This window comes from Klenkia terrae (assembly GCF_037083865.1).
Taxonomy (GTDB): Bacteria; Actinomycetota; Actinomycetes; order Mycobacteriales; family Geodermatophilaceae; genus Klenkia; species Klenkia terrae.
In genome coordinates this window covers 40,294-63,103 of sequence record NZ_JBAPLV010000008.1, presented here as the reverse complement: position 1 = coordinate 63,103, position 22,810 = coordinate 40,294, and the positions used below count along the sequence as shown (strand labels likewise).

The window sequence follows — 22,810 nt, the reverse complement described above, 5'->3', positions numbered from 1 at the left end:
GCGGGCCGGGGGGCGGCCCCCCGCCCGGTACCCGGCTGCACTCTGAGGGACCCCGCCGCCGTCCGCGACGGAGGAAAGGCCCGGGACGGCGGCATCGGTATCGGTGGCCGGAACGCGCTCAGCGGAGAGGCAGCGCCTGCCGGCGCCTGGGTGGCCGGGTCGCTGCTCCTAGCTGGTGCGGCCTGGCCATGCACCCCGTGCACAAGGCCTCCGTCCCCCGCGGGAGGAGCGCCCATCGCCGATGCGCCGCCCTTCCTTGAAGGGGTGCGCTTCTTGTTGCGCGAGGACTTCGCCGACATCGGAGTCACCTTCGGTAGCAGCGGTCAGGAGAAGACGGAAGGGACTACTCGTGCTCACGCGACGTAGGAGACGACGGTCATCATCCCCAGTTCGCCGTGGTAGACGTTGTGGCAGTGGACCAGCCACTGGCCCGGGTTGTCGGCCTCGAAATCAACCGAGAGCTTCTGACCGGGCAGCACGTTGATCGTGTCCTTGCGCAGCCCGCGGCCGGCGCGGTCGGCCACGGCGAAGGTGTGCCCGTGCAGGTGCATGGGGTGGAACATCATCGACTGGTTGCTCATCACCAGCCGCACCCGCTCCCCGGCTCGGATGTCCAGCGGATCGTGGTCCGGGAACGCCTTGCCGTTGATCAGCCAGCGCCGTCCGCCATCCGCCATCTCGAGCAGCAGCTCCACGGTCCGGTCCGGGCGCCGGGCCGGCAGGGTCACTCCCTCGGTCGGTGCGAGGTCGGCGTAGCTCAGCAGCCCGCCGCCCAGTTCGGCCGGGCGCGTGTCAGCTGTTGGCGCGTCGCCGGACGCCGTCCGCAGGACGGCGAAGCCGGCGGCGTCGTCCTTGCCCTCGGGAACCGCCACGATCGGGAACGCACCGTCGCCGGCCGTGACGACGACGTCGTACCGCTCCCCCATACCGATGATCAACGTGTCGACCTCGACGGGGCGAACCGGAAACCCGTCGGAGTGCGTAACGGTCATACGGTGGCCGCCGATGGCGAACCGGTAGGCGGTGTCCCCTGCGGAGTTGACCATGCGGAACCGGACGCGCCGCCCGGGAGCCGATGCGACGGTGAACGGCGCTGAAGCCAGGCGACCGTTGATCAGATGTCCGGGGTAGGCGACGTCGCCGGTGTCGTCCCCCAGCGGGTTCGCCGGGTCGACCGCCATGCCGCCCATGGACATGCCGCCCATGCTCATGCCCGTGCGCCGCAGCCCGGCCAGGACATCGTCCGGGCCGGGGCCCAGTCCGTCGGTCCAGTCATCGAGGACGAGGACGACCTCCTCGTCGTAGTCGCCCGGCTCCGTCGGGTCCTCGATGATCAGCGGAGCCTGCAGCCCCCTGTCGAGCTGGACACCGACGTGCGGGTGGAAGAAATAGCTGCCGGGGTGCGGCAGGACGAAGCGGTACTCGAAGGTTTCTCCGGGCGCCACCACCGGTTGCGTCACCTCGGGGACGCCGTCCATGTCGTTGCGCAGCGCGAGGCCGTGCCAATGGACGGTGGTGGGTTCGGGCAGGTCATTGATGAGCCTGACCCGCAGCTCGTCACCGACCTTGGCGCGGATCTCCTGACCCGGCACCGTGCCGTCGTACGCCCACGTCTGCACGGTGGCCCCGCCGAGGTCCACGGTCGCGGGCGCAGCCCGCAGCGTGCGACGCACGACCTGCCCGGTGGTCGCGCGGGCCGCCTCCGCCTCAGCGACTGCGGCCGACGACGGACCCACTGGCGACACGACCGCTCGTGGGCCGTCGCCCAAGAGCCGCACGCCCGCAAGGCCGCCTCCCAGTGCGATGGCACCGGCACCGCCGAGTTGGAGGAAGCGCCGCCGGCTCACTCCGGTTGCGGCAGAACTCCACCGGCCAGTCGGGTGCGACATGCCTTCCTTCCCTTGCTCAGTGGGAGTCCGCAGGAGCCGCCGCTCCCACCGATCGGACGCTCCGCCGCGTGCAGAGTTATATACTACGACAAATAGTACGTTGTGTCGTAGTTGGTCCTCATGGCGTCCACCGTGGGATGTGTCCGCCCGGCTTCGTAGGCTGGCCGGGGGCGCGAGGTGGACCGATGGACGACACCACCAGTTGTGGAGGCCGGATGACGTCGCGCTGCGCCACAGGAACCCGGTTACGCCGTTCGGCCGGCGTGCTGGTGGCCGTCCTGGCCCTGAGCGGCTGCGGCGCTGCCGCGCCGTCGTCGGGCAACACCGAGCCCACCGCGGTCGCCGTCCCCGGCGACGTGGCCGGGTGCGATTCCTTCGCCGCCGACGGCCAGGGAGCGCCAAGGGGGAACACGCTCCCAACCCTGACCTTGCCGTGCCTGGTGCCCGGCGGGGACGTCGCACTCGACGACCTCGGCGACCGGCCGGTCCTGGTCAACCTGTGGGCCAGCTGGTGTTCGCCCTGCCGGGAGGAGATGCCCCTGCTGCAGGACGTGTACGAACGCTACGGCAGCCGGGTCGGCGTCCTCGGCGTGAACACGGAGGACACACCGTCGGCCGCGGCCTCACTGCTCGCCGACCTCGACGTGACCTACGCGCACGTCGTCGACCGGGACAAGAGACTGCTGAACGAGCTTGGCGTGCCCGGCCTGCCGGTGACCTTGGCCGTCGCGGCCGATGGGCGGATCCTGGACCGGCAGGTCGGTCAGGCATCGGCCGAGCGCCTCGAGGAGATGATCTCCCTGCTGGTGACGGATGCCGCCACCTCCCCACCGTGACCGCGGTCGGCGGTCCTACCTGCGCGTCTCCCGCAGGCGACTGCCACGACCGCCGAGGACGGGCGCCCACCCTGGGCAGCATGTGCCGACCCGAATGTGATGGAGACGTGGAACCAGGGACGGGACAGTGCGCCTGGGGCCAACCGGCCGACCACCGGGTGAGGGTGCGGGCGAAGACGATCAGGCGAGCCTCGGCGTGCACCGCCAGTACGACACAGATGGACTACCTGAACGACCGAGGGTCAGCTGATGGTGGCCAGCAACCAGGTGACAGCTGGGTCGTCAGGTGGATGAATGGCGAGTCCGGCGGCTCGAGCCTCGAGCTGAAGGTCCCGCAGCAAGATTCTCCGTGTGGTGAAGCCGTGCGTCCAGGCTGTGCCGCGGAAGACATATCTGACGACCGCATCCAGCAGGGCGCCGTCCTCGCGCACGGCGGACACCGCAACCTGGATGTTCATGTCACCGAGGGCTTCGTCCCACACATCCCCCGCGCTGAGGGAGTCGAACCAGACGGGCGGGTGCCACTGGACCAGAGCTCGCCCGCCCGCGGCGAGGTGGCGTGCGACGGTGAGGAGCAACTGGTGTCGACGTCGTTCGCAGGGATTGTTGATCAGGTGACTGGCCAGCACCACGACGTCGAAGGTCGTCGGGAGATCAAGGTGCTCGATGCGGCTTCGAACCGTCCTGGCATGGGTGACGTGGGTCAGCATCTCGGCGGAGTCATCGACTGCGACGACGCGGTGCCCCAGAAGACTCAACGGATCGGCGAGCCGTCCTGCACCGGCCCCGAGGTCGAGGATGGTGGCACCTTCCCCTGCGACGAGGTGGATGACGTGGAGGTCTTCACCGACCGGGAGCCGGCGATACACCTCGACGGCGCAGCCGTCGTCGGTGTACGCCCCCGGTCCGTTCGCCATGGATCCCGTCACGGTCGACCAGCAACTCCTACGGTGACTGCATCCTCGGTGCGCGCCACGGAGGTGAGCTCCGGCTGGACGGTGCGCGGGCCGCTGCCGGCCTGGATGTGCGGGATGCCGTCGACGAGCGGCCCCACCTGGACGGCATGCAGCGCAAGGCTGAGCCCGACGACGGTACCGTCGGTCGGTGCGTAGCCGGCCATGAAGATGGAGGACATCGCGACGGTCTCGTCCTCGCTCTTCTCCGAAGCCGTCGTCACACGCTGACGCCGCGCTCGGCCAACCATCGGACGGGATCCATCCGCGGACCATTCATCCCGCCCTGCTGTAGCTCAACATGCAGGTGCGGCCCGGTGGACTGACCACGGTTCCCGACGAGCGCGATCGGGTCTCCCGCGGAGACGACATCCCCGGTTGCCACCTGGACGGAGTCCATGTGCCGATAGACGGTCACATCTCCATTCTCGTGCTGGATGTAGACCGCGAGCCCGAAACCCGTTGCGGGCCCAGCCCGGAGCACCACTCCGTCCGCGGCTGCCACCTCCTGGGTGAACATGGGTGCGGCGATGTCCATGCCCGCGTGCATTGTTCCCCAACGGGATCCGTATGCACTGGTCACCACCCCGAGGAAGGGCATGACCGCGGCCGACCGTTCGAGCTCTTCGCGGGTGCGCCGGCTGGCTGCCACCTCTTCCAGCCGCAGGCGTGCCTGCTCAAGAGTGATCTGGGCCTGGGCGAGCAGATCGGTACCCGCGTCGGGCCCCTCCGCGAAGGAGACAGCGACGTCCTGGCTCTCGGCGAACGAGCTGCCCCCAGCTGTGTCAGGGGGCGTGAAGACTTGAGTGGCTACCGCTCCCCCAAGGACGAGGGCGGCGAGCAAGGCAGCCGGACGACGTGCGGGCGGTCGCCGTCCGTAGGCGGTCATCGAAGTGGCCGGCATGGAGGCTGCTCGGTGACCAGCGCTCATCAGCTGTACCTGCTCGGCTGTTCAGCCCTCAACGCGACCCTTCCGCTACTACGACGGGTAGGAGCTTAGGGCCATCGAGCAGTGGAGGACCTCGACACGCTGGCGACAGGGCCCTATTGCCCGGTGACCCGGCGGCCCGCCCCCCACGCCGACACCCCCGACGTCCACAGGTCGACCGTTCCCGCTTCAATGATCATTGTGCGATGACGCCCCACGTGGGGGATCGACACGATGTAGCTCCGCCGCAGAGCACGAGGCCGAGGCGGTTTCCCTCGGAATCGACGACGGCCAGCCGATCCCTGTGCGAGAAGGCCGAACTGTCTGTGGTGCAGCACAAGCTCTGCTAGCGCTGCACCGAGTTCGCGCGCGGTCGGGCGACGTCCATCAAGTCGGCGCCTGCGATCCCGGCCTGCGCCGGCTCGCGGTGCGGCGGCGCACCGAGCTGGATCGCACGGTTGCGCGCTCCGGCCGGACGGTGCCCGAAGTCGCGGGCACCCATCGGGTGGGCTGGCGACCGCCCACGCGGCGTCAGTCGATCACGTCACCCCGGCAATGGCTGCGCCGCCGGTGACGGTGCGCCTGCTCGACACCCACGACACCCGCCACGGCACCCCCGCCAGCGCCTGCTGGACCATCAGAAGCCCGCCGGTTGCTCGACGTGCTCCTCCGGCTCCAACTGGATGGTCGGGTGGGTGACCCCGTACTTCTCCATGAGGATCGACCGGGTCCGGTCGAGGATGCCGTGCCAGTCGACGCCGCGGTCGTCGACCACGATGTGCACGGTGGCCGCTTCCATCCCGCTGGTCAGCGTCCATATGTGCAGGTCGTGGACCTCCTTGACCCCGGGCACACCCGCCAGTTCCCTGGTGGCGGCGTCGACGTCCACCCCGGGCGGGGCGACCTCCATCAGGATGCGCAGGGCCTGGCGCATCAGTTGCCAGGTCCGCGGCAGGATGAACAGTCCGATGGCGACGCCGACGATGGTGTCGACCTGGCGGAAGCCGGTCACGGCGATGACGATGGCACCGACGATGACACCGACGGAGCCGAGCATGTCGGCCATCACCTCGAGGTAGGCGCCCTTCAGGTTGAGGCTTTCCTTGGACCCGGCCATGAGCAGCCGGAAGGAGATGAGGTTCACGATCAGTCCGACGGCCGCCACGATGAGCATCGGCACCCCCAGAACCTCCGACGGCTCCTGGAACCGGCGATACGCCTCGAAGAGCACGTAGAAGGCGACGCCGAACAGCAACAGTCCGTTGATGACCGCCGCCAGCACCTCCAGCCGGTAGGTGCCGTACGTGCGGCCTCCGGCAGCCGGCCGCTTGGCCAGCTGGATCGCTGCCAACGCCAGCCCGAGACCCAACGTGTCGGTGCCCATGTGGGCCGCATCGCTGATCAGCGCGAGCGAGCCACTGAGGACGCCACCGACGACCTCTACCAGGGCGTAGGTCGCGGTGAGCCCGAAGGCGATCGCCAGGGGCCGCTGGTGCTCGGCTCCGGCACTGCCGATCCGCGGCCCGTGCGAATGCCCCCCACCGCTGTCGTGCTCGTCCCCGTCGTCGTGGGCGTGGTCTGCGGCGTCGTCCGTGCGGCTCATCGTGCGTCTCCGTCGATGGTGCCCAGCGGGGTGGCGTGGGCATGGTGGGCGAGGGCCAGGTCCAGCAGCATCCGGACGTGGGCGTCGGCCAGCCGGTAGAAGGCCCGCCGGCCGCTCCGGCGCACCGCCACGACCCGGTGGGCCCGCAGCAGCCGCAGCGCGTGCGACACCCCGGATTCGCTCTGCCCGCACGCGTCCGCGAGATCGCACACGCACATCTCGCCGTCCAGCAAGGCGATCAGCAGCCGCAGCCGGCTGGCGTCGGCGAGCAGGCCGAAGGTGGCCCCCAGTTCCTCGACCGCCTCGGCATCGGGCAGGTCGGCCCGGACGGCCTCCACCCGGTCGGTGTCCCGTTCGTGGACGTGATCGCTGCCACCTGGATGGAGGCTCGCCCTCGCGGGGGCCACTTGTGAACGACTGCTCATATGTGCAGAGTTCGCCGAGGACAGCCGAGTTGTCAAGCGCCAGGGGTCACACGTCACCGCCAGCCCGTCGTCCGGGGTCCCTCGGTCAGCGGTTCCACCCGTCCGCCGGGCGCACCTGCCGGCGATGCGGCATGGTCCGGGCGTGGAGAGTGGCGCACTGCAACAAGCTGGCTTCCTGGTGCTGTTCCCGGTGCTGGCCACGGTCGCGGGAGCGGTACTGGCTGTCCTGCGCCCCCCGGGTCGACGCGCGACCAGCGTCATCCAGCACTTCGCCGCCGGCGTGGTGCTCGCTGCTGTCGCCGGCGAGGTGCTCCCCGACCTGCGCGAGCGCGGCGGCTACGGCATCACCGTCCTGGGCTTCGCCGCCGGGGTGGCACTCCTGCTGCTCGTGCAGCGCCTCGAGCCTGCGGACCAGCCGGCACCCGGCGGCGGCGGCCGCGCGGCGTTCCCCACCGGTCTCGTGGTCGTCGTCGGCATCGACCTGCTCGTGGACGGTCTGCTCGTCGGGGTCGGCGTGACGCTCGGCCAGGGCGCTGGGCTGGTCCTCACGGTCGCTCTCACCCTGGAGGTCCTCTTCCTCGGGCTGGCCGTCACCTCTCAGCTCACCCGGGCCGGTGTGGGTCGCGTGCGCGCAGCGGCGACCACGTCGGCCCTGTCCCTGGGGGTGGCGGTCGGCGCGGTCGCCGGAGCCGTGCTGCTGGACGGGGCGTCGGACGGAGCACAGGCTCTGGTCCTGGCGTTCGCCGCCGCGGCGCTCCTGTGGCTGGTGGTCGAGGAACTGCTCGTGGAGGCGCACGAGAGCGGCCGGGAGACCGCACTGATGACGACCATGTTCTTCGTGGGCTTCATCGCCCTCTACGGCCTGGAGACCCTGGCCTGACACCCACGTCGCCGGGTCCGTCGGGGCGCACGGGCGGTGCAGGTCGCGGCAGCGGTCATCTCGGCCGACTGCTCGGTCACCCGGGCGAGGACGGGTCGCGGGGTGCACCCCCGCAGCGCCGCCGACCCCGCCGACTCGTGCGCCCCACACCGTCACCGGGGCATGGACCTCGGCGTGGCGACGAGTCCGGGCGCAGCCCCGTCCCCGGCCACGGCGCCCGTCTCCTAGGCTGGGGCGTGTCCCCCACCCGGCCGGCCCGCACCGCACCGACGTCTCCCAGGCGCCCGAGGTCGACGGGCGTCACCGCTCCCGCAGACGCGGCGGCGGGGGTGCCGGACCCGGTTCGGGCACGTGCGCCGGTCTGCGGTGTCGCGGCGGTCGGCCGGCCCGACTCCCACCGGGTCCCGGTACCGGCCGACGCGCGGCCCGGCGAGGTCGCATCCCGGCGCTCCGTCGGCGCTGCGTCGTGACCCGCGACGAGCCCGCGCCGTCCCCCGCCGCGCAGCGCGAGGCCACGGCGGCCGACGGACGACGTGGTCGATGGCTGCCCGGCTGGCAGCAGCTGTCCGCGGGACTGGCCGCCGGAGCACTGCTGGCGGGCAGCATGCCGCCTCGGTCGGCGTGGTACCTGGCGCCGCTGGGCGCCGCTGCCCTCACCTGGGCGCTGCTCGGCCGGCCATGGCGACAGCGGTTGCTCCTGGGGATGGTGGCCGGGGTGGCCTTCTTCGCGCCGACGCTGTCCTGGCTCACCGACTTCCACCCGGCCGGCTTCGCGGCCGTCCTCGTGCTCGAGGTTGCCCTCTTCGCCGCGGCGATGCTGGTGGTGGATCCCGGCCGGGGGCGCTGGTGGACGGTCCCGGCGGCGTTCGTGGCGCTGGAGAGCGTGCGGGCCCGTTTTCCCTTCGGCGGCTTCCCCCTCCCGGGGACGGCCCTGGGCCAGGTGGACGGCCCCTTGGCGGCGGCCGCACCTCTCGGCGGATCCCTCCTCGTCGTCGGGCTCGCCATCGGCGCGGGTGCTGCTGCGACCGGCCTCGCCGTGGCCCACCAACGCGCCCGCGCACTGGTGCTGGTCGCGGCACTGGTGGCGCTCAGCGCGTCCGCCGTCGCGCTCGCAGCGCCGGACGACGCAGCCGCGGGCCACCTGCAGGTCGCCCTCGTGCAGGGCGGGGGACCCCGCGGCGTCCCTGCTGTCCAGTCCGACGAGCAGGCTGTGACCGAGCGGTTGTTCGACGTCAGCGAGGAGCTGCCCGCCGGCCTCGATCTCGTGCTCTGGCCGGAGAGCAGCATCCTGGTGACCGGTCCGGTGGCCGGCACGGCCGAGGCCGACCGGGTCGCGGCGCTCGCCCGGCGCACCGGCGCCACCGTCGTCGCCGGTGTCACCGAGTCCGGGGAGACGACCTTCCGCAACGCGGCCGTCGCCTGGGGACCCGACGGCCGCATCGTCGACCGCTACGAGAAGGTGCACCGGGTGCCCTTCGGGGAGTACATCCCGGCACGTGGTCTGTTCGAGCTCATCTCCGAGATGACCGCGCTCGTCCCGCGGGACGCGATCCCGGGCAGGGGTCCCGGATCGCTGGCCACCCCGGCGGGGGCGCTGGGGGTGGTCATCTCCTACGAGGTCTTCTTCTCCGACCGCGCCCGCGCCGCCGTCACCGCCGGCGGCCAGCTCCTGCTGGTCCCGACCAACGCTGCCTCGTACACGACGGAGGAGGTACCCGCGACCGAGGTTGCCGCTGCCCGGATGCGGGCCCGGGAGCTGGACCGCACGGTCCTGCAGGCGGCACCGACCGGTTACACCGCGATCGTGCTGCCCGACGGGAGGGTCGTCGCGCAGGGAGGGCTCGGGACACCGGAACTCCTCACCGGCGCCGTCCCGCTGCGCACCGGCCTGACCCCCTACGCCCGGACCGGCGACCTCCCGGTCCTGCTCGCCGTCGCCGCGGCGCTCCTGGTCGGACCGGCCGTGCGCTGGCTGCCGCGGCGACCGCGGCGCGGGCGACCATGAGTGTGCCGTTGCCCGGCGAGCTGGCCGTCCGGGGACGCCGCTGGCCGGGGCGGTCGCCTAAGCTCCTATCGTGCATAGGAGAGACCTGGAGCGGATCTACCTGGTCCACCTCATCCCTGCGGTGCCAGCGGCGCCGCTGAGCCACGGCGACGCGGGAGGGACCGCCCGGCCGACCGGGACGACCGACGCTGCTGCGCACCACGGACGGCGTGGTCGGCATCAGCACCACCGTCCGACCTGCTCCGGGGCCGTCTGATGTGGATGCCGGAGGCCGCACCGACGCTGGCCCGGATGCTGACACCGCACCTGGACCGGACGTCGGTCCTCCCGGCGATCGCCCTCGTGGCCCTCGTCGCCTACCTCCTCGGGGTGTGGACGTTGCGGCGCCGCGGGATGCGGTGGGCCTGGTACCGCACGGCGAGCTTCGTCACCGGCATCGGGACCGTCTGGCTGGTGACCGCCACGCAGATGGCGGGCTATGCGATGGCGCTGTTCTCGGTGCACATGGTGCAGAAGATGGTGCTGGGTGTGCTGTCGGCGGCGCTGATCATGCTGGGCGGACCGGTGAGCCTGGCGGTGCGGGCGCTCCCCCGCCGAGGTCGGGCGGTCTTCCTGCGAGCGGTGCTGCTGCGGACCCTGCGCAGCCGGGCGGCCCGGGTCATCGCGAACCCAGCTGTCTCCACCGCCCTGTTCATCGGGAGCCTGTACGGCATCTACTTCACCGAGCTCTTCGACGTGCTCATGCGCACGTGGCAGGGCAACCTCGTCATGCTCGTGTTCTTCCTGTCCAGCGGGTTGATCGCCTTCGGCGGCACGTTCGCCATCGGACCGTGGCCGCACCGGGCGTCGTTCCCGATGCGGCTGGTGGAGCTCGCTGCCCCGGGACCGCTCCACGCGTTCTTCGCGGTCATCGTCATGATGGCCAGCAGGCCGCTGGTGCACGCCTTCGCCTCCCCTCCGGCGGACTGGGACATCGACGTGATGACCGACCAGCTGGCGGCGGGCAACGTCGTCTGGGGCTTCGGGGAGGTGCCCACCATCCTGGCGTTCACGATCGTCTTCTGGCAGTGGGCCAGCTCGGAAGACCGTCGGAGCCCCACTGCCGACCGTCGTGTGGAGGCCGACCTGGAGGCCTACAACGCCCGTCTGGCCGAGCTCGCTCGCTCGCACCCGCGCTGAAGCACGGCCGACCGGTGGGCGGGCATCATCCGCGGAGCAGCTCTGCCGGCGGGGTCGGGGGCAGGCCGAAGAGGTCGAACAGGCCGGTGTCCAGGAACGACGTGATCCGGCTGATCTTCCCGTCGTGCACCTCCAGTGCCTGGAGGGCGAAGGGCGCCCAGCCACCGGAGCCGTCGGGCTTCCACTGCGCGAACGCCGTCGACCCGTTGAGCTCCACCGGCATCAGCACCGACCCCCGGCAGCCCGAGCCCGGCCCGACCATCCAGGCGACGACGTCCTCGGCCGAGCGCAGCCACATGGCGAACGGCGGCATGTCCTGGACGGCGTCGTCGTGCAGCAGCTTGACGAACGCAGCCATGTCGTAGCGCTGGAACGCGTCGACGTAGGCGGCGAGGAGCTCGGCCTGGTCGGCGTCGACCTCGCCGGGGCGGGCCTTGCCGTCGTGGCCGGCCAGCGTGGCCCGGGCCCGCTGCAGGGCGCTGTTCACCGCGGCCGTGGTGGTGTCCAGCAGGCCGGCCACCTCCTCGGCCCGCCAGCGCAGTACCTCCCGCAGCACCAGCACCGCCCGCTGCCGCGGCGGGAGCACCTGCAGCGCGGCCACGAACGCCAGCCGTACGGAGTCCTTCAGGACGGCGGCGTCGGCCGGGTCCCCGCCGAGCACCGTCCCGGTCAGGGCCGGCTCCACCCACGCGCCGTCGGGCAGGGTCTGCGCCAGCGAGGCCTCGACCGGCGCGTAGGGCTCGTCGGACATGTCCACCGGCAGGGCCCGGCGCTTGCGGCCGTCGAGCAGGTCCAGGCAGACGTTGGTCGCGATCCGGTAGAGCCACGAGCGCAGCGCCCCCGGGCCCTGCAGCTTGTCCAGCGAGCGCCACGCCCGGACCATCGTGTCCTGCACGGCGTCCTCGGCGTCGAACGAGGAGCCCAGCATCCGGTAGCAGTAGCCGGTCAGCTCCCGCCGGTGCTCGGCCATCCGGGCCTCGAGCTCGTCCCGGCCGACGGGCGCGGGCACGGCGGTGGCATCGAGCACGGCGGTGGGTTCGAGCAGCTCGGTCATGGCGGTCCTCAGCTCACTGGTAGGTGACGAGCTCCGGCAACGGGAGGGCCTGCGCGACGGTCTGCTCGGGGGTGAGCATCGGCTCGTCCTCGTCGATGAAGTTCTTCCAGCCCCAGTAGATCGGAGAAGGGGCCCCTTGGTGAAGGGCGTTCCACGTCCCCTGCTTCGCGGGCTGGCTGCCCTGCCCGTCCACGTGCACCATGATCGCCAGCTCCTCGCGGGAGGTGTCCAGCCGCTCGCGGTCGGTGATCATCCGCAGCTGGAACTGGTGCAGCACCAGCAGCTTCTGCGGCAGCGCGTTCGCCCGGGTCAGGTCGGCCAGCCAGGTGACGACCGAGTTGACCTCGTCGACGCCGACCGACCCGATCTGGTTCAGGTGGGTCTCGTCGGGCTGCAGCCGCCACTCCGGGTCCAGCGCCAGCCCGACGTAGGGCAGCTCGAGCAACGACTGGTACTGCTGCGCCTGGGTGAGGAAGTCGGTCCGCCCGGGCTGCAGGTCGAGGATCACGTAGAGCCCGGCGGCGCCGGCGGCCTCCACGTAGGGCCGCAGGGCCGCCGGGTCCGTCTCGGTCGAGTAGTTGCCGTCCGGTCCTGCCGACGCCGAGGCCACCGTCACGATGATCTCGAACGTGGGGACGACGGTCTTGTCCGGCAGCAGCGCGTCGTAGGGGGCGGCGAACTCGCCGGCCCGGGCGATCGACTCGTCCAGGCCCTGCTCGCCCAGGACGCCCAGCGCCGGGCCCTCGGGCGACCCGTACATGGCCACCAGGAAGTGCTCGGGGAACAGCAGCTGGCCCCCGCCGGGCAGCTGCGTGCCCGACGCGGCGGTCGCGGTCTTCCAGTCCAGCCCCTGCACGCCGGCGAACGCCGCGCCCAGCGCCAGCACGGCGGCCGGCGCCGCGCCGTCCAGGGCGGTCACGACGTCGGCGGAGGCTCGGGGGTCGGTCTGCCCGGCGGTGTCGACGACGGTGGCACCGGCCGCGCGGGCGGTCACCGCACCGGCGGCCGCCTCGGGGGCACCGCTGTCCAGGACGACGACGTCGGCCAGCGCCTCGGGCGCCGCCACCTCGGGCAGTTCCCCGCCGACGTCGACGACGTCCCGGTCGCCCAGCTCGCCGTCGGCGACGCCGGCGCCGTCGGCCAGCACCACCTGGTCGGCGCCCAGCCGGTCCAGCTCGTCCCGCACCGCGGCGGGGTCCTCGCCCACCAGCAGCAGCGGGACCCCCAGCTCCTGCGCGGCGTCCACGGCGTCGCCCGGCAGCGGGTCCTCGTCGGGGGCGACCACGGCCACCGGGGAGGACTCGTACAGCGCCCGGCTGGTGGAGATCGCGGCGGCCACCGGGTCGGTGTCGGCGACCATCGTGACCGCGGCGCCCGGCGTGCTGGTCACCGGCTGCCCGGCCGCCGGTTCGGCCGCAGCCGGGTCGGACCCCCCGTCGGAGCCGGAGCAGGCCGAGAGCACGAGCAGCCCGGCGAGCGCGAGGACGGGGACGGGGGCGGAGCGCATGGACCTTCTCTCGTCGGGGCCCGCGTCGGTACGCAGGCCGTTCACGAGGCTAACGGCCCCGCGGCGGTCGCGTCGTCACCATCCGGTGACGACGGAGAGCGGTCGCCCCGGGAGCCGCCGACCGGTAGAGAGGAGGGGTGACCGCCTCCGTCCCGTCCGCCGACCCCGACCTCGTCGCCGCCCTCCGCCCGATCGAGGCCCCCGAGTGGCCGGCCTTCGGCCGGGCGATGAGGCGGGTCTTCGGCGAGGACCCCACCGGCCCCTACGTCGACGAGCCACGGCCGACCGCCGAGCTCGACCGGTCGCTGGCCCTGGTCGAGGACGGGTTCGTCGCGGCCACCGCCGGCATCTACAGCCTCGAGCTGACCGTGCCCGGCGGCGTCGTCCCGACCGCGGGCCTCACCTGGGTCACCGTCTCGCCCACCCACCGCCGGCGCGGTGTACTCACCGCGATCATGCGTCGGCAGCTCGACGAGGTGCACGCCGCCGGCCGCGAGCCGGTGGCCGCGCTGTGGGCCGCGGAGGGCGGCATCTACGGCCGGTTCGGCTACGCCCCGGCGGTGTGGCGCGGAAACCTCTCCCTGGACCCCTCGCGGGTCCGGCTGCGCGGCGACCTGCCGGTGTCCACCGGCCGGGTCACCATGACCGACCTGGACGGGTACCGCGCCGCCGCCGTCCCGCTCTACGACCGGCTGCGCCGCGAGGTGCCCGGCCACCTCGCCCGCGACGGCCGGTGGTGGGACCGCCGGCTGCGCGACGACAAGGACGACCGCGACGGCTGGACCGAGCGGCGCTACGCGCTGCACACGGCGGACGACGGCCAGGTCACCGGGTACGCCAGCTACCGGCAGAAGGAGAAGTGGTCCCTGCGGGACGACCCGCAGAGCCAGCTGCAGGTGGTGGACCTGGTCGCCGCCGACCCGGTGGTGCGGGTGGCGCTGTGGCGGTTCCTGCTCGGCCACGACCTGGTGCGCGAGCTGACCTCGTGGTCGCTGGGCGCCGAGGACCCGCTGCGCGCGATGGTCGCCGACCCCCGCTCGGTCACCACCACGCCCTCGGACGCCCTCTGGGTGCGCCTGGTCGACGTGGACCGCGCGCTGGCCGCCCGCCGCTACCCGGCGCCGATCGACCTGGTGCTGGAGGTGCGCGACCCGTTCTGCCCGTGGAACGACGGTCGCTGGCGGCTCACCGGCCACCCGGCCGGCGGGCACTGCGCCCGCACCGACCGCGACCCGGACTTCGTGCTGGGCATCGAGGAGCTGGGCGCCGCCTACCTGGGCGGTGTCTCGCTGGGCACGCTGCTGCGGGCCGGCCGGATCACCGAGGTCAGCCCCGGCGCGGTGGCGCTGGCCTCCACGTCGTTCTCCTGGCCGGTCGCCCCGCAGAGCCCCGACTCGTTCTGAGCCGCGGTCGGGGCACCCCTCAGGGTGCCGAGGCGTAGCGCCAGGACGTCGGCCGCGGGCGACCGGGCAGGTCGGCGCGGCCGGTGGCCCAGCGCAGCGTGGTGGCCGGGTCGGTGTCGGTCGGGGCGTCGGGGAACACCCGGGCCAGCGTCGCGACGACCACGTCGACCGGCGGGGACCAGCGCAGCCCGACCGCCTCGACGACGTCCCCGGTGTGCACGAGCACCTCGGCGCAGGCCATCGCGGCGAACCCGGCGGGGTCGGGCGAGCCGAAGGGGTGGAAGCCGCGCTCCCCCGGGTCGGCGGCGTCCAGCACCCGGGCCAGCACCTCGCCCCAGGTGGTCAGCCCGGTGACCAGGCGGCCGTAGCCGGCGTCGGGGTCGCGCTCGTAGCGGCCGGCGGTGAGGTCGACCCGGCCGAGCAGCAGGTCGTGGCCGTACCAGTGCAGGCACTCACCGATGTGCCAGACGACGCCGGCGACGTCGGTGTCCAGGACCGGCGCCGTGGGGTCCGGCACCCGGGACAGCACGGCGACGGCCTCGTCGACCGCCGTCCGGACGTCGTCGCCGCCCATCTCAGCCCCCCGCGGGGTGGTGGCGCTCCTGCTCGTACTCGGCGATCAGGCCGATCCGCCGGACGTGCCGCTCGTCGTGGCTGAACGGGGTGCGCAGGAAGGTCAGCACCAGCTCGGTGGCCTCCTCGACGGTGTGCTGCCGGCCGCCGACGGCCACCACGTTGGCGTCGTTGTGCTGACGGGCCAGCTCGGCGGTCGAGGTGTTCCAGACCAGCGCGGCGCGCACCCCGGGCACCTTGTTGGCCGCGATCTGCTCGCCGTTGCCCGAGCCGCCGATGACGATGCCGAGGGAGCCCGGCTCGACCACCACCCGCTCGCCCACCTCGATGCAGAACGGCGGGTAGTCGTCCTGGGGGTCGAAGTCGAAGGCCCCGCAGTCGACCGGCTCGTGGCCGGCGGCGGCGACGGCCTGCATCAGGTGGGCCTTGAGCTCGAGTCCGGCGTGGTCGGTGCCGAGGAAGACGCGCATGGCCCCATCCAATCGCACGGCTACGACAGGCGGGCGGCCACCGGGAGCGGCAGCACCCGCAGCAGGCCCGAGACCGCGCGCCAGGGCCACTCGGGGACGTAGGCCCGCACCGGCTCGCGGTCGACCGCCGCCACCAGGGCGTCGACGCCGGTGTCCAGGTCGACGGTGAACGGACCCCGGCGGCCGGTGTTGATGTCGGTCTCGATGAAGCCGGGGTGGATCGTGGTCACCCGGATGCCCCGGGTGGCGCGGGAGGCCAGCAGGTCGGCCCGGATGCCCTCGGCGAGGACCGCGTCGGCGGCCTTGGAGGTGGCGTAGGCGGTGCGGGTGCCGCCCATGCCCCGCACGCCGGCGACCGAGCTGATGACCACCAGGTGGCCGTGGCCCTGGGCCCGGAACAGCGCGACGGCGGCCTCGCAGCACGCGTGGGTGCCCAGCACGTTGGTGGTCAGCACGGCCCGGTTGGGCCGGGCTCCGCCGGTGCCGACCGGTACGCCCTTGCCGAGCCCCGCGTTGGCCACGAACCGGTCCAGCCCGCCGAGCTCCCCGGCCAGCCGCGGCACGATCTCGGCGACCGCATCCGGGTCGTCGACGTCCAGCGCCGCGGTGAGCACGGTCGCACCGGTCGCCGTCAGCTCCCGCCGGAGGGCGTCGAGCCGGTCCGTGCGGCGGGCCACCAGGGCCAGGTCGTGGCCGGCGGCGGCCCAGCGACGGGCCATGCCCTCGCCGAGGCCGGAGCTGGCGCCGGTGATGAGGATGCGCTGGCGGCGGGGGTGCGGCATGCCCTCGAGCATGCCGCACCCGGTGCTCAGGCCTTGGTGCCGATCTCCAGCGCGGAGGCCGGGACCGTGGAGAAGTCGGGCTCCTCGGTGCGGGTCCGCTTGAGCTCCCAGAAGCCGGGCATGTTCGCCAGCAGGACGGCGCCGTCGAAGGCCTTGCCGGCGTCCTCGCCGGTGGGCACGCGGCTGATGACCGGGCCGAAGAAGGCGACGCCGTCCACGTGCAGGACCGGGGTGCCGACCTCCTCGCCGACGGGGTCCATGCCCTCGTGGTGGCTCTTCCGCAGGGCCTCGTCGTACTCGGTGGAGTCCGCGGCCTCCGCCAGCGAGGCCGGCAGGCCGACCTTCGCCAACGCCGGGGCGATCACGTCGGCCAGCTCCTGGCCCTCCTGGTGCCGCAGGGTGCCCATCGCGGTGTAGAGGTCGCCGAGGACCTCCTCGCCGTGCTGCTGCGCGGCGGCGATCAGCACGCGGACCGGGCCCCACGCCTGCTTCATCATCTCGACGTACTGCTCCGGGAGGTCCCGGCCCTCGTTGAGGACGGCCAGGCTCATCACGTGCCAGTGCACGTCGAGGTCACGGACCTTCGACGCCTCGATCACCCAGCGGCTGGTCAACCAGGCCCAGGGGCACAGCGGGTCGACGTAGACGTCCACCTTGGCTGCGGTGGGGGCGCTCTGCACGGCTTCGGTCATGCGATCTCCTTCGGGTTCGGGACGGCGATGGGGCTGCTGACGCGCTCAAGGGCGGGCTCGGTCCCGGCATTCCCACCGGACCCGCTGGTCCACACCAGTCCCCCGCCCACCCGGGGATGTCCGACCGACGTGGGAAGCTGCCCCGCGTGGCTGTTCCCAACTTGACCCGCGATGCTGCGGCCGCGCGCGCCCAGCTCCTCACCGTGCACGAGTACGACCTCCAGCTCGACGTCACCGACGGCTCCGGCCACGCCGGTGCCGAGACGTTCCGGTCGACGACGACGATCCGCTTCGACGCGGCGACACCAGGCAGCGACACGTTCGTCGACCTGGTGGCCGCGCAGGTGCACTCCGCGACCCTGAACGGGACCGCGCTGGACGTCTCCGGGTACACCGAGGAGGGCGGCCTGGCGCTGCCCGGCCTGGCCGCGACCAACGAGCTCGTGGTCGACGCCGAGTGCCGGTACTCCCGCACCGGCGAGGGCCTGCACCGGTTCGTCGACCCCGAGGACGACGCGGTCTACCTGTACTCGCACTTCGAGCCGGCCGAGGCCAAGCGGATGTTCGCCTGCTTCGACCAGCCCGACCTCAAGGCCACCTTCGCCGTGCACGTGACCGCGCCCTTCGACTGGCAGGTCGTCTCCAACACCGGGGGCCGCACCATCGAGGCCGGCGCGGCCGGCTCCCAGCTGGTCCACTTCGAGCCCACCAAGCGGATCTCCACCTACCTGGTCGCCCTGGTCGCCGGCCCCTACGCCAAGGTCACCGACTCCCACGAGGGCCTGCCGCTGGGCATCTACTGCCGGGCCTCGCTGGCCCAGCACCTGGACGCCGACGCGATCTTCGAGGTGACCAAGCAGGGCTTCGACTTCTACCACCGGGTCTTCGACTACCCGTACCCGTTCGACAAGTACGACCAGCTCTTCGTGCCCGAGTTCAACGCCGGGGCGATGGAGAACGCCGGCTGCGTGACGTTCCTGGAGGACTACGTCTTCCGGTCGCGCACCAGCCGGGCCCGCTACGAGCGGCGCGCCGAGACGATCCTGCACGAGCTGGCGCACATGTGGTTCGGCGACCTGGTGACCATGCGCTGGTGGGACGACCTGTGGCTCAACGAGTCCTTCGCCACCTACATCTCCACGCTGTGCCAGGCCGAGGCCACCGAGTACACGACGGCCTGGACGACGTTCGCCAACACCGAGAAGTCCTGGGCCTACGCCCAGGACCAGCTGCCCTCCACCCACCCGATCGCCGCGGACATGGTCGACGTGGCCGCGGTCGAGGTGAACTTCGACGGCATCACCTACGCCAAGGGCGCCTCGGTGCTCAAGCAGCTGGTGGCCTACGTCGGGCAGGACGCGTTCCTGTCGGGCGTGCGCCGCTACTTCCGCACCCACGAGTACGGCAACACCACGCTGGCCGACCTGCTCGGCCCGCTGTCGGAGGCCACCGGGCGCGACCTCACCGCCTGGGCGCAGCAGTGGCTGCAGACCAGCCAGGTCAACACGCTGCGGCCGGTGTTCGAGACCGACGAGGACGGCCGGTACCGCTCCTTCGCCATCGAGCAGACCGCCGTGGCCGAGCACCCCGTGCTGCGCGACCACCGGCTGGCCGTCGGCCTCTACACCGCCGGTCCCGAGGGGCTGACCCGCACGCACCGGGTCGAGCTCGACGTCCGGGGTGCCCGCACCGAGGTCGGCCAGCTTCTCGGCCACCCCGCCGCCGACCTGGTGCTGGTCAACGACGACGACCTCACCTACGCCAAGATCCGGCTCGACGAGCGGTCGCTGGCCACGCTGCGGTCCCGGATCGGCGACCTGGCCGACCCGCTCCCCCGCGCGCTGTGCTGGTCGGCCGCCTGGGACATGACCCGCGACGGCGAGCTGGCCGCGCGGGACTGGGTCGCCCTGGTGCTGGCCGGCGTCGACGCCGAGACCGAGATCTCCGTCGTGCAGTCCCTGCTGGCCCGGGTGCAGGCGGCGCTGTCCAACTACGTCGACCCGGCCTGGGCCGACAGCGGCTGGGCCGCGCTCGGTGACAAGGCGCTGGCCGCGCTGCACGCGGCGGAGCCGGGCTCGGACGCCCAGCTGCAGTGGTCGCGCACGCTGGCCTCGGCGGCCCGCACCGAGGAGCAGGTCGCCGCGGTGCGCGGGCTGCTGGACGGTTCGCTCGAGGTGCCCGGCCTGGAGGTGGACGCCGACGCGCGCTGGGCGTTCCTGCACGGCCTGGTCGCCGTGGGCGCGGCCGGCGACGCCGAGATCGACGCCGAGGCCGACCGGGACGCCACGGCGACCGGCGCCCGACGCGTCGCGACGGCCCGGGCGCTGCGCCCCACCGAGGCGGCCAAGGCCGACACCTGGGAGCGGGCCTTCCGCGACGAGTCGATCGCCAACTCGACGCACGAGGCGATGGTGGCCGGGTTCTGGCACCCGGCCCAGCGCGGGCTCACCGCGCCCTACGTGACCCGCTACTTCGCCGAGATCGCCCCGATGTGGGAGCGGCGCCCGGGCGAGATCGCCAAGAACGCGGTGGAGTACCTGTTCCCGAAGCAGGTGTCCGAGGAGACCGTCCGGGCCGCCGACGCCTGGCTGGCCGACCCGGGCCACCCGGCCCCGCTGCGCCGGCTGGTCAGCGAGGGCCGCGACGGCGTCGCCCGCTCGCTGCACGCCCAGCAGCGCGACCGCGAGGCCGGCGCCCGCAGCTGAGACGACGGAGGCCCACCCGGCGAACCGGGTGGGCCTCCGGGACCGCAGCTGCCGGAACGGCCTGACCGCAGGGTCCCGCCGGGCGCGCAGCGTCTGGTGGGGGGCGGTCAGGCCCTTCTAGTGCCGGGGGCGGTTGGCCGCGGGGTGGCCAGCCTGGTCGGAGAGCTGGCGCAGGCCGTTGACGATGCCGCCGACCAGGTCGCCGGCGCCGAAGCGACCGGTCATGGTCAGCACGGCCAGGGCGCAGGCCCGGTCGGGCAGTCGGCGGGCCGCGGCGGAGCCGGTGACGATCTCCAGCACCCGCTGGTCGGGGGCCAGCGCGACCAGCACCGACTCGGCGGCGTCGCCGCCGGAGCGGGCGTGCAGCTCCTCGGCCCCGGCCCGGGTGTCGGTGGGCAGCTCGCCGATGTAGAGGGTGAACCGCAGGCCGGTCTCCCGGGAGGACATGGTCAGCGCCTCGTCGAGCCGGGCCAGCTCGGCCGGGCTGAACGGCGGGGCCTGCGCGCCTTCCTGGTCGTCGACGATGGGCTCGCGGGTGTCCTCGAGCTCGGTGGCCATCAGTGGGTGCCTCTCTGCGCGGCGCTGGTGCGGCGACGGGTGGGTGCGGGACGGGGAGCGGTGCTCACCGGGTCGATCACCGGGTCGATCACCAGGTACCGCGGGCTCCGCCGGACGCGGTCCGGCGCGGGTTGCCCACGGTGTCGCGCGGGTGGCCGGCGGTCTCGCCGATGGTCAGCGCCGCGGCCTGCGCACCGGTCGTGTGCTCGACCTCCTCGTGCCCACCGCCGTGCGCCCCGCCCTCGGGGTGCGGCTCGTACCAGACCGCGGCGTGGCCCCAGGGGGTGCCGGGCTTGTAGCGGGCGCGCTCCTTGAGCGCGGGCAGCAGCACCAGCCCGTAGGCCAGCAGCACGACGGCCAGCGGGGCCACCACGAAGACGAGCAGGGTCTCGACGACGGTCACGACGTCGAATCTACCGGGGCCGGTGCCCCCGGGCTCGCCAGCCGTGCAGCATGGGCCCGTGGCCACCCGCTCCGATGCCCAGCAGCTCGACGCCGCCGATCCCCTGGCCCCGTTCCGCGACCGCTTCACCGGCGACGGCCCGGACGGCTCCTGGGACGACGGCCCGGACCGCCGGATCTACCTGGACGGCAACTCGCTGGGCCGCCTGCCGCGGGCCACCCCCGCCGCCCTGGCCCGGGTGGTCCAGGAGGAGTGGGGGCAGGGCCTGGTCGGGTCCTGGGCCGGGTGGGTGTCCCAGGCCGCGCGGGTGGGCGACGCCCTGGCCGGCGGGGTGCTCGGCGCCCGGCCCGGTGAGGTGCTGGTCTCGGACTCGACCTCGGTGAACCTCTACAAGCTGCTGCGGGCGGGGATCGACGCCCGGCCCGGCCGGGACGTGCTGGTGTGCAGCGCCGACGACTTCCCCACCGACCGGTACCTCGTGGCCGGCGTCGCGCAGGAACGCGGCCTGGAGGTCCGGGAGCTCGCCTCCCACGTCGACGAGGGCCTGGCGCTCGGGGACCTGGTGGCGGTGCTGGACGAGCGGGTGGCCGTCGTCGTCCTGTCGCTGGTGGCCTACCGCTCCGGGGCGCTGGCCGACCTGGTCGCCGTCACCGAGCTGGCCCGGGAGCACGGCGCGCTCGTGCTGTGGGACCTCAGCCACGCCGCCGGCGCGGTCGAGGTGGACCTGTCGGCCGCCGACCTGGCGGTGGGCTGCACCTACAAGCACCTCAACGGCGGCCCGGGTGCGCCGGCGTTCCTCTACGTCCGCCGCGAGCTGCAGGACGGGCTCCGGCAGCCGCTGCAGGGCTGGTTCGGCGCCCGCGACCAGTTCGACATGGGGCCGGCCTACGAGCCGGTCGACGGGATCGAGCGGTTCGCCGTCGGCACCCCGCCGGTGCTGGCCACCGCGGCGGTCGAGGTCGGCGTGGCGCTCACCGCCGAGGCGGGGATCGCCGCGGTCGCCGCCAAGGGCCGCGCGCTCACCGACCTGCTGGTGGCCCTGGCCGACGAGCGGCTGCCGCAGCTGCGGCTGGCCTCTCCCCGGGACGCCGCCCGGCGCGGGGCGCACGTCAGCCTCGAGCACCCGCAGGCGTGGCAGCTGACCCAGGCGCTGGTCGACCGCGGCGTGGTGCCCGACTTCCGCACCCCGGACCGCGTCCGGTTCGGGACGGCGCCGCTGTACACCCGGTTCGTCGACGTCTGGGACGCAGTCGAACGCCTCGCCGAGATCGTCGACGCCGACGCCCACCTCGGCTACCCCGCCGAGCGCTCGCGGGTGACCTGACGACTCAGGCGACGTCGGGCAGGCCGAGCCAGGCGCGCCAGCGGGGGTCGACGGCGCGGTGGCCCAGCAGCCGCCAGGCCGAGCCCGACGGCGCCCGGGGCGGCTGCGGCAGCGACCAGCCCAGCTCGGCCAGCGACCGGTCGGCCTTGGTGTGGTTGCAGCGCCGGCAGGCAGCCACGACGTTGTCCCAGGTGTGGGTGCCGCCGCGGCTGCGCGGCCACACGTGGTCGATGCTGGTGGCCGCCGCCCCGCAGTACACGCAGGTCGACCCGTCGCGGGTGAACACCGCGCGCCGGGACAGCGGCACGTGGGCCGGGTAGGGCACCCGGACGTACCGGGTCAGCCGGACGACGACCGGCACCGGCAGGGCGACCAGCTCGGCGTGGCAGAGCACGTCCGAGACGTCCACCGGCTCGGCCTTGGCGGCCAGCACCAGCACGACGGCCCGCCGGCTGGACACCACGCCGAGGGGCTCGTAGGTGGCGTTGAGCAGCAGGCAGGCCGCGGTCATGGCGGCGGCTGCGGGCACCGGGGAACCCGGGCGGGGGTCGCGCCGCGGGCCCGGCGGGCCGGCTGCGGACGACGACCCGAGTGCGGTCAGCGACACGGGGTACCTCCATGCGCCCCGGACCGCCGGGGTG

Annotated in this window: 22 protein-coding genes; 7 read left to right on the top strand and 15 right to left on the bottom strand. The window is 73.3% G+C overall.

Annotated features, from left to right (window positions below; translation table 11 throughout):
- Positions 1-353: 353 nt before the first annotated feature.
- A complete protein-coding gene (locus tag UXQ13_RS09240) occupies positions 354-1,673 on the bottom strand; it encodes a multicopper oxidase family protein (protein ID WP_225232415.1) in 1,320 nt (439 codons plus the stop codon).
- A 401-nt stretch (positions 1,674-2,074) separates the two neighbouring features.
- Here UXQ13_RS09240 and UXQ13_RS09235 point away from each other — a divergent pair, with 401 nt between their 5' ends.
- Positions 2,075-2,725, top strand: coding sequence for a TlpA family protein disulfide reductase (locus tag UXQ13_RS09235; protein ID WP_225232416.1), 651 nt, complete (start codon positions 2,075-2,077; stop codon positions 2,723-2,725).
- A gap of 242 nt (positions 2,726-2,967) precedes the next feature.
- Here UXQ13_RS09235 and UXQ13_RS09230 read toward each other — a convergent pair whose 3' ends face one another.
- From UXQ13_RS09230 to UXQ13_RS09210, 5 genes are all read right to left on the bottom strand, one after another.
- Positions 2,968-3,642, bottom strand: coding sequence for a class I SAM-dependent methyltransferase (locus UXQ13_RS09230; protein ID WP_225232417.1), 675 nt, complete (start codon positions 3,640-3,642; stop codon positions 2,968-2,970).
- Positions 3,643-3,650: 8 nt separating this feature from the next.
- Positions 3,651-3,902 (bottom strand): hypothetical protein, encoded by a 252-nt coding sequence (locus UXQ13_RS09225; RefSeq protein ID WP_225232418.1) that lies wholly within the window; start codon positions 3,900-3,902, stop codon positions 3,651-3,653.
- Entirely contained in the window at positions 3,899-4,522 is a 624-nt protein-coding gene (locus UXQ13_RS09220) for a M23 family metallopeptidase (RefSeq protein ID WP_225232419.1), read from the bottom strand. Before UXQ13_RS09220 ends, UXQ13_RS09225 begins: the two co-directional genes overlap by 4 nt.
- A 721-nt stretch (positions 4,523-5,243) precedes the next feature.
- Positions 5,244-6,209 carry a cation diffusion facilitator family transporter gene (locus tag UXQ13_RS09215; protein WP_225232420.1) on the bottom strand — a complete coding sequence of 322 codons (966 nt, stop codon included), beginning with the start codon at positions 6,207-6,209 and terminating at the stop codon, positions 5,244-5,246.
- Positions 6,206-6,547 carry an ArsR/SmtB family transcription factor gene (locus UXQ13_RS09210; RefSeq protein WP_318249960.1) on the bottom strand — a complete coding sequence of 114 codons (342 nt, stop codon included), beginning with the start codon at positions 6,545-6,547 and terminating at the stop codon, positions 6,206-6,208. Before UXQ13_RS09210 ends, UXQ13_RS09215 begins: the two co-directional genes overlap by 4 nt.
- Positions 6,548-6,776: 229 nt before the next feature.
- Here UXQ13_RS09210 and UXQ13_RS09205 point away from each other — a divergent pair, with 229 nt between their 5' ends.
- From UXQ13_RS09205 to UXQ13_RS09195, 3 genes are all read left to right on the top strand, one after another.
- Positions 6,777-7,514, top strand: a complete 738-nt coding sequence (locus UXQ13_RS09205; RefSeq protein ID WP_225232421.1) for a ZIP family metal transporter — start codon at positions 6,777-6,779, stop codon at positions 7,512-7,514.
- Between the two features lie 466 nt (positions 7,515-7,980).
- The gene (gene lnt, locus UXQ13_RS09200) at positions 7,981-9,519 is read left to right on the top strand and encodes an apolipoprotein N-acyltransferase (protein WP_225232422.1); all 1,539 of its coding nucleotides are present in this window, start codon (positions 7,981-7,983) and stop codon (positions 9,517-9,519) included.
- A 291-nt stretch (positions 9,520-9,810) separates the two neighbouring features.
- A complete protein-coding gene (locus UXQ13_RS09195; protein ID WP_225232423.1) occupies positions 9,811-10,698 on the top strand; it encodes a cytochrome c oxidase assembly protein in 888 nt (295 codons plus the stop codon).
- Between the two features lie 25 nt (positions 10,699-10,723).
- Here UXQ13_RS09195 and UXQ13_RS09190 read toward each other — a convergent pair whose 3' ends face one another.
- Positions 10,724-11,752, bottom strand: a complete 1,029-nt coding sequence (locus tag UXQ13_RS09190) for a sigma-70 family RNA polymerase sigma factor (protein WP_225232424.1) — start codon at positions 11,750-11,752, stop codon at positions 10,724-10,726.
- A 13-nt stretch (positions 11,753-11,765) separates the two neighbouring features.
- Positions 11,766-13,259, bottom strand: a complete 1,494-nt coding sequence (locus UXQ13_RS09185) for a hypothetical protein (RefSeq protein WP_336392219.1) — start codon at positions 13,257-13,259, stop codon at positions 11,766-11,768.
- A 137-nt stretch (positions 13,260-13,396) separates the two neighbouring features.
- On the opposite strand from UXQ13_RS09185, the gene UXQ13_RS09180 reads away from it, so the two are divergent.
- Positions 13,397-14,662 carry a GNAT family N-acetyltransferase gene (locus tag UXQ13_RS09180; RefSeq protein ID WP_225232426.1) on the top strand — a complete coding sequence of 422 codons (1,266 nt, stop codon included), beginning with the start codon at positions 13,397-13,399 and terminating at the stop codon, positions 14,660-14,662.
- A 19-nt stretch (positions 14,663-14,681) separates the two neighbouring features.
- Here the strand turns inward: UXQ13_RS09180 and UXQ13_RS09175 are convergent, their stop codons facing one another.
- Genes UXQ13_RS09175 through UXQ13_RS09160 form a run of 4 tightly spaced genes read right to left on the bottom strand, consistent with a single transcriptional unit; the run spans position 14,682 to position 17,179 of the window.
- Entirely contained in the window at positions 14,682-15,236 is a 555-nt protein-coding gene (locus UXQ13_RS09175; protein WP_336392218.1) for a hypothetical protein, read from the bottom strand.
- Between the two features lies 1 nt (position 15,237).
- Positions 15,238-15,705, bottom strand: coding sequence for a ribose-5-phosphate isomerase (locus UXQ13_RS09170; RefSeq protein WP_225232428.1), 468 nt, complete (start codon positions 15,703-15,705; stop codon positions 15,238-15,240).
- Between the two features lie 20 nt (positions 15,706-15,725).
- Complete coding sequence (locus UXQ13_RS09165; RefSeq protein ID WP_336392217.1) at positions 15,726-16,487, bottom strand: SDR family oxidoreductase; 762 nt, start codon at positions 16,485-16,487, stop codon at positions 15,726-15,728.
- 26 nt (positions 16,488-16,513) lie between these two features.
- Complete coding sequence (locus UXQ13_RS09160) at positions 16,514-17,179, bottom strand: DsbA family oxidoreductase (RefSeq protein ID WP_225232430.1); 666 nt, start codon at positions 17,177-17,179, stop codon at positions 16,514-16,516.
- A 146-nt stretch (positions 17,180-17,325) separates the two neighbouring features.
- On the opposite strand from UXQ13_RS09160, the gene pepN reads away from it, so the two are divergent.
- Complete coding sequence (gene pepN / locus UXQ13_RS09155; protein WP_225232431.1) at positions 17,326-19,884, top strand: aminopeptidase N; 2,559 nt, start codon at positions 17,326-17,328, stop codon at positions 19,882-19,884.
- Between the two features lie 117 nt (positions 19,885-20,001).
- Here pepN and UXQ13_RS09150 read toward each other — a convergent pair whose 3' ends face one another.
- Together UXQ13_RS09150 and ctaJ are read right to left on the bottom strand one after the other, a co-directional pair.
- Entirely contained in the window at positions 20,002-20,442 is a 441-nt protein-coding gene (locus UXQ13_RS09150) for a DUF5130 family protein (protein WP_225232432.1), read from the bottom strand.
- A gap of 88 nt (positions 20,443-20,530) precedes the next feature.
- Entirely contained in the window at positions 20,531-20,845 is a 315-nt protein-coding gene (gene ctaJ / locus UXQ13_RS09145; protein WP_225232433.1) for an aa3-type cytochrome oxidase subunit CtaJ, read from the bottom strand.
- Positions 20,846-20,903: 58 nt separating this feature from the next.
- Between ctaJ and kynU the strand changes: the two genes are divergently transcribed.
- The gene (gene kynU / locus UXQ13_RS09140) at positions 20,904-22,169 is read left to right on the top strand and encodes a kynureninase (protein WP_225232434.1); all 1,266 of its coding nucleotides are present in this window, start codon (positions 20,904-20,906) and stop codon (positions 22,167-22,169) included.
- A gap of 4 nt (positions 22,170-22,173) precedes the next feature.
- Here kynU and UXQ13_RS09135 read toward each other — a convergent pair whose 3' ends face one another.
- Positions 22,174-22,776, bottom strand: a complete 603-nt coding sequence (locus tag UXQ13_RS09135; protein WP_336392216.1) for an HNH endonuclease — start codon at positions 22,774-22,776, stop codon at positions 22,174-22,176.
- Between the last annotated feature and the right edge of the window lie 34 nt (positions 22,777-22,810).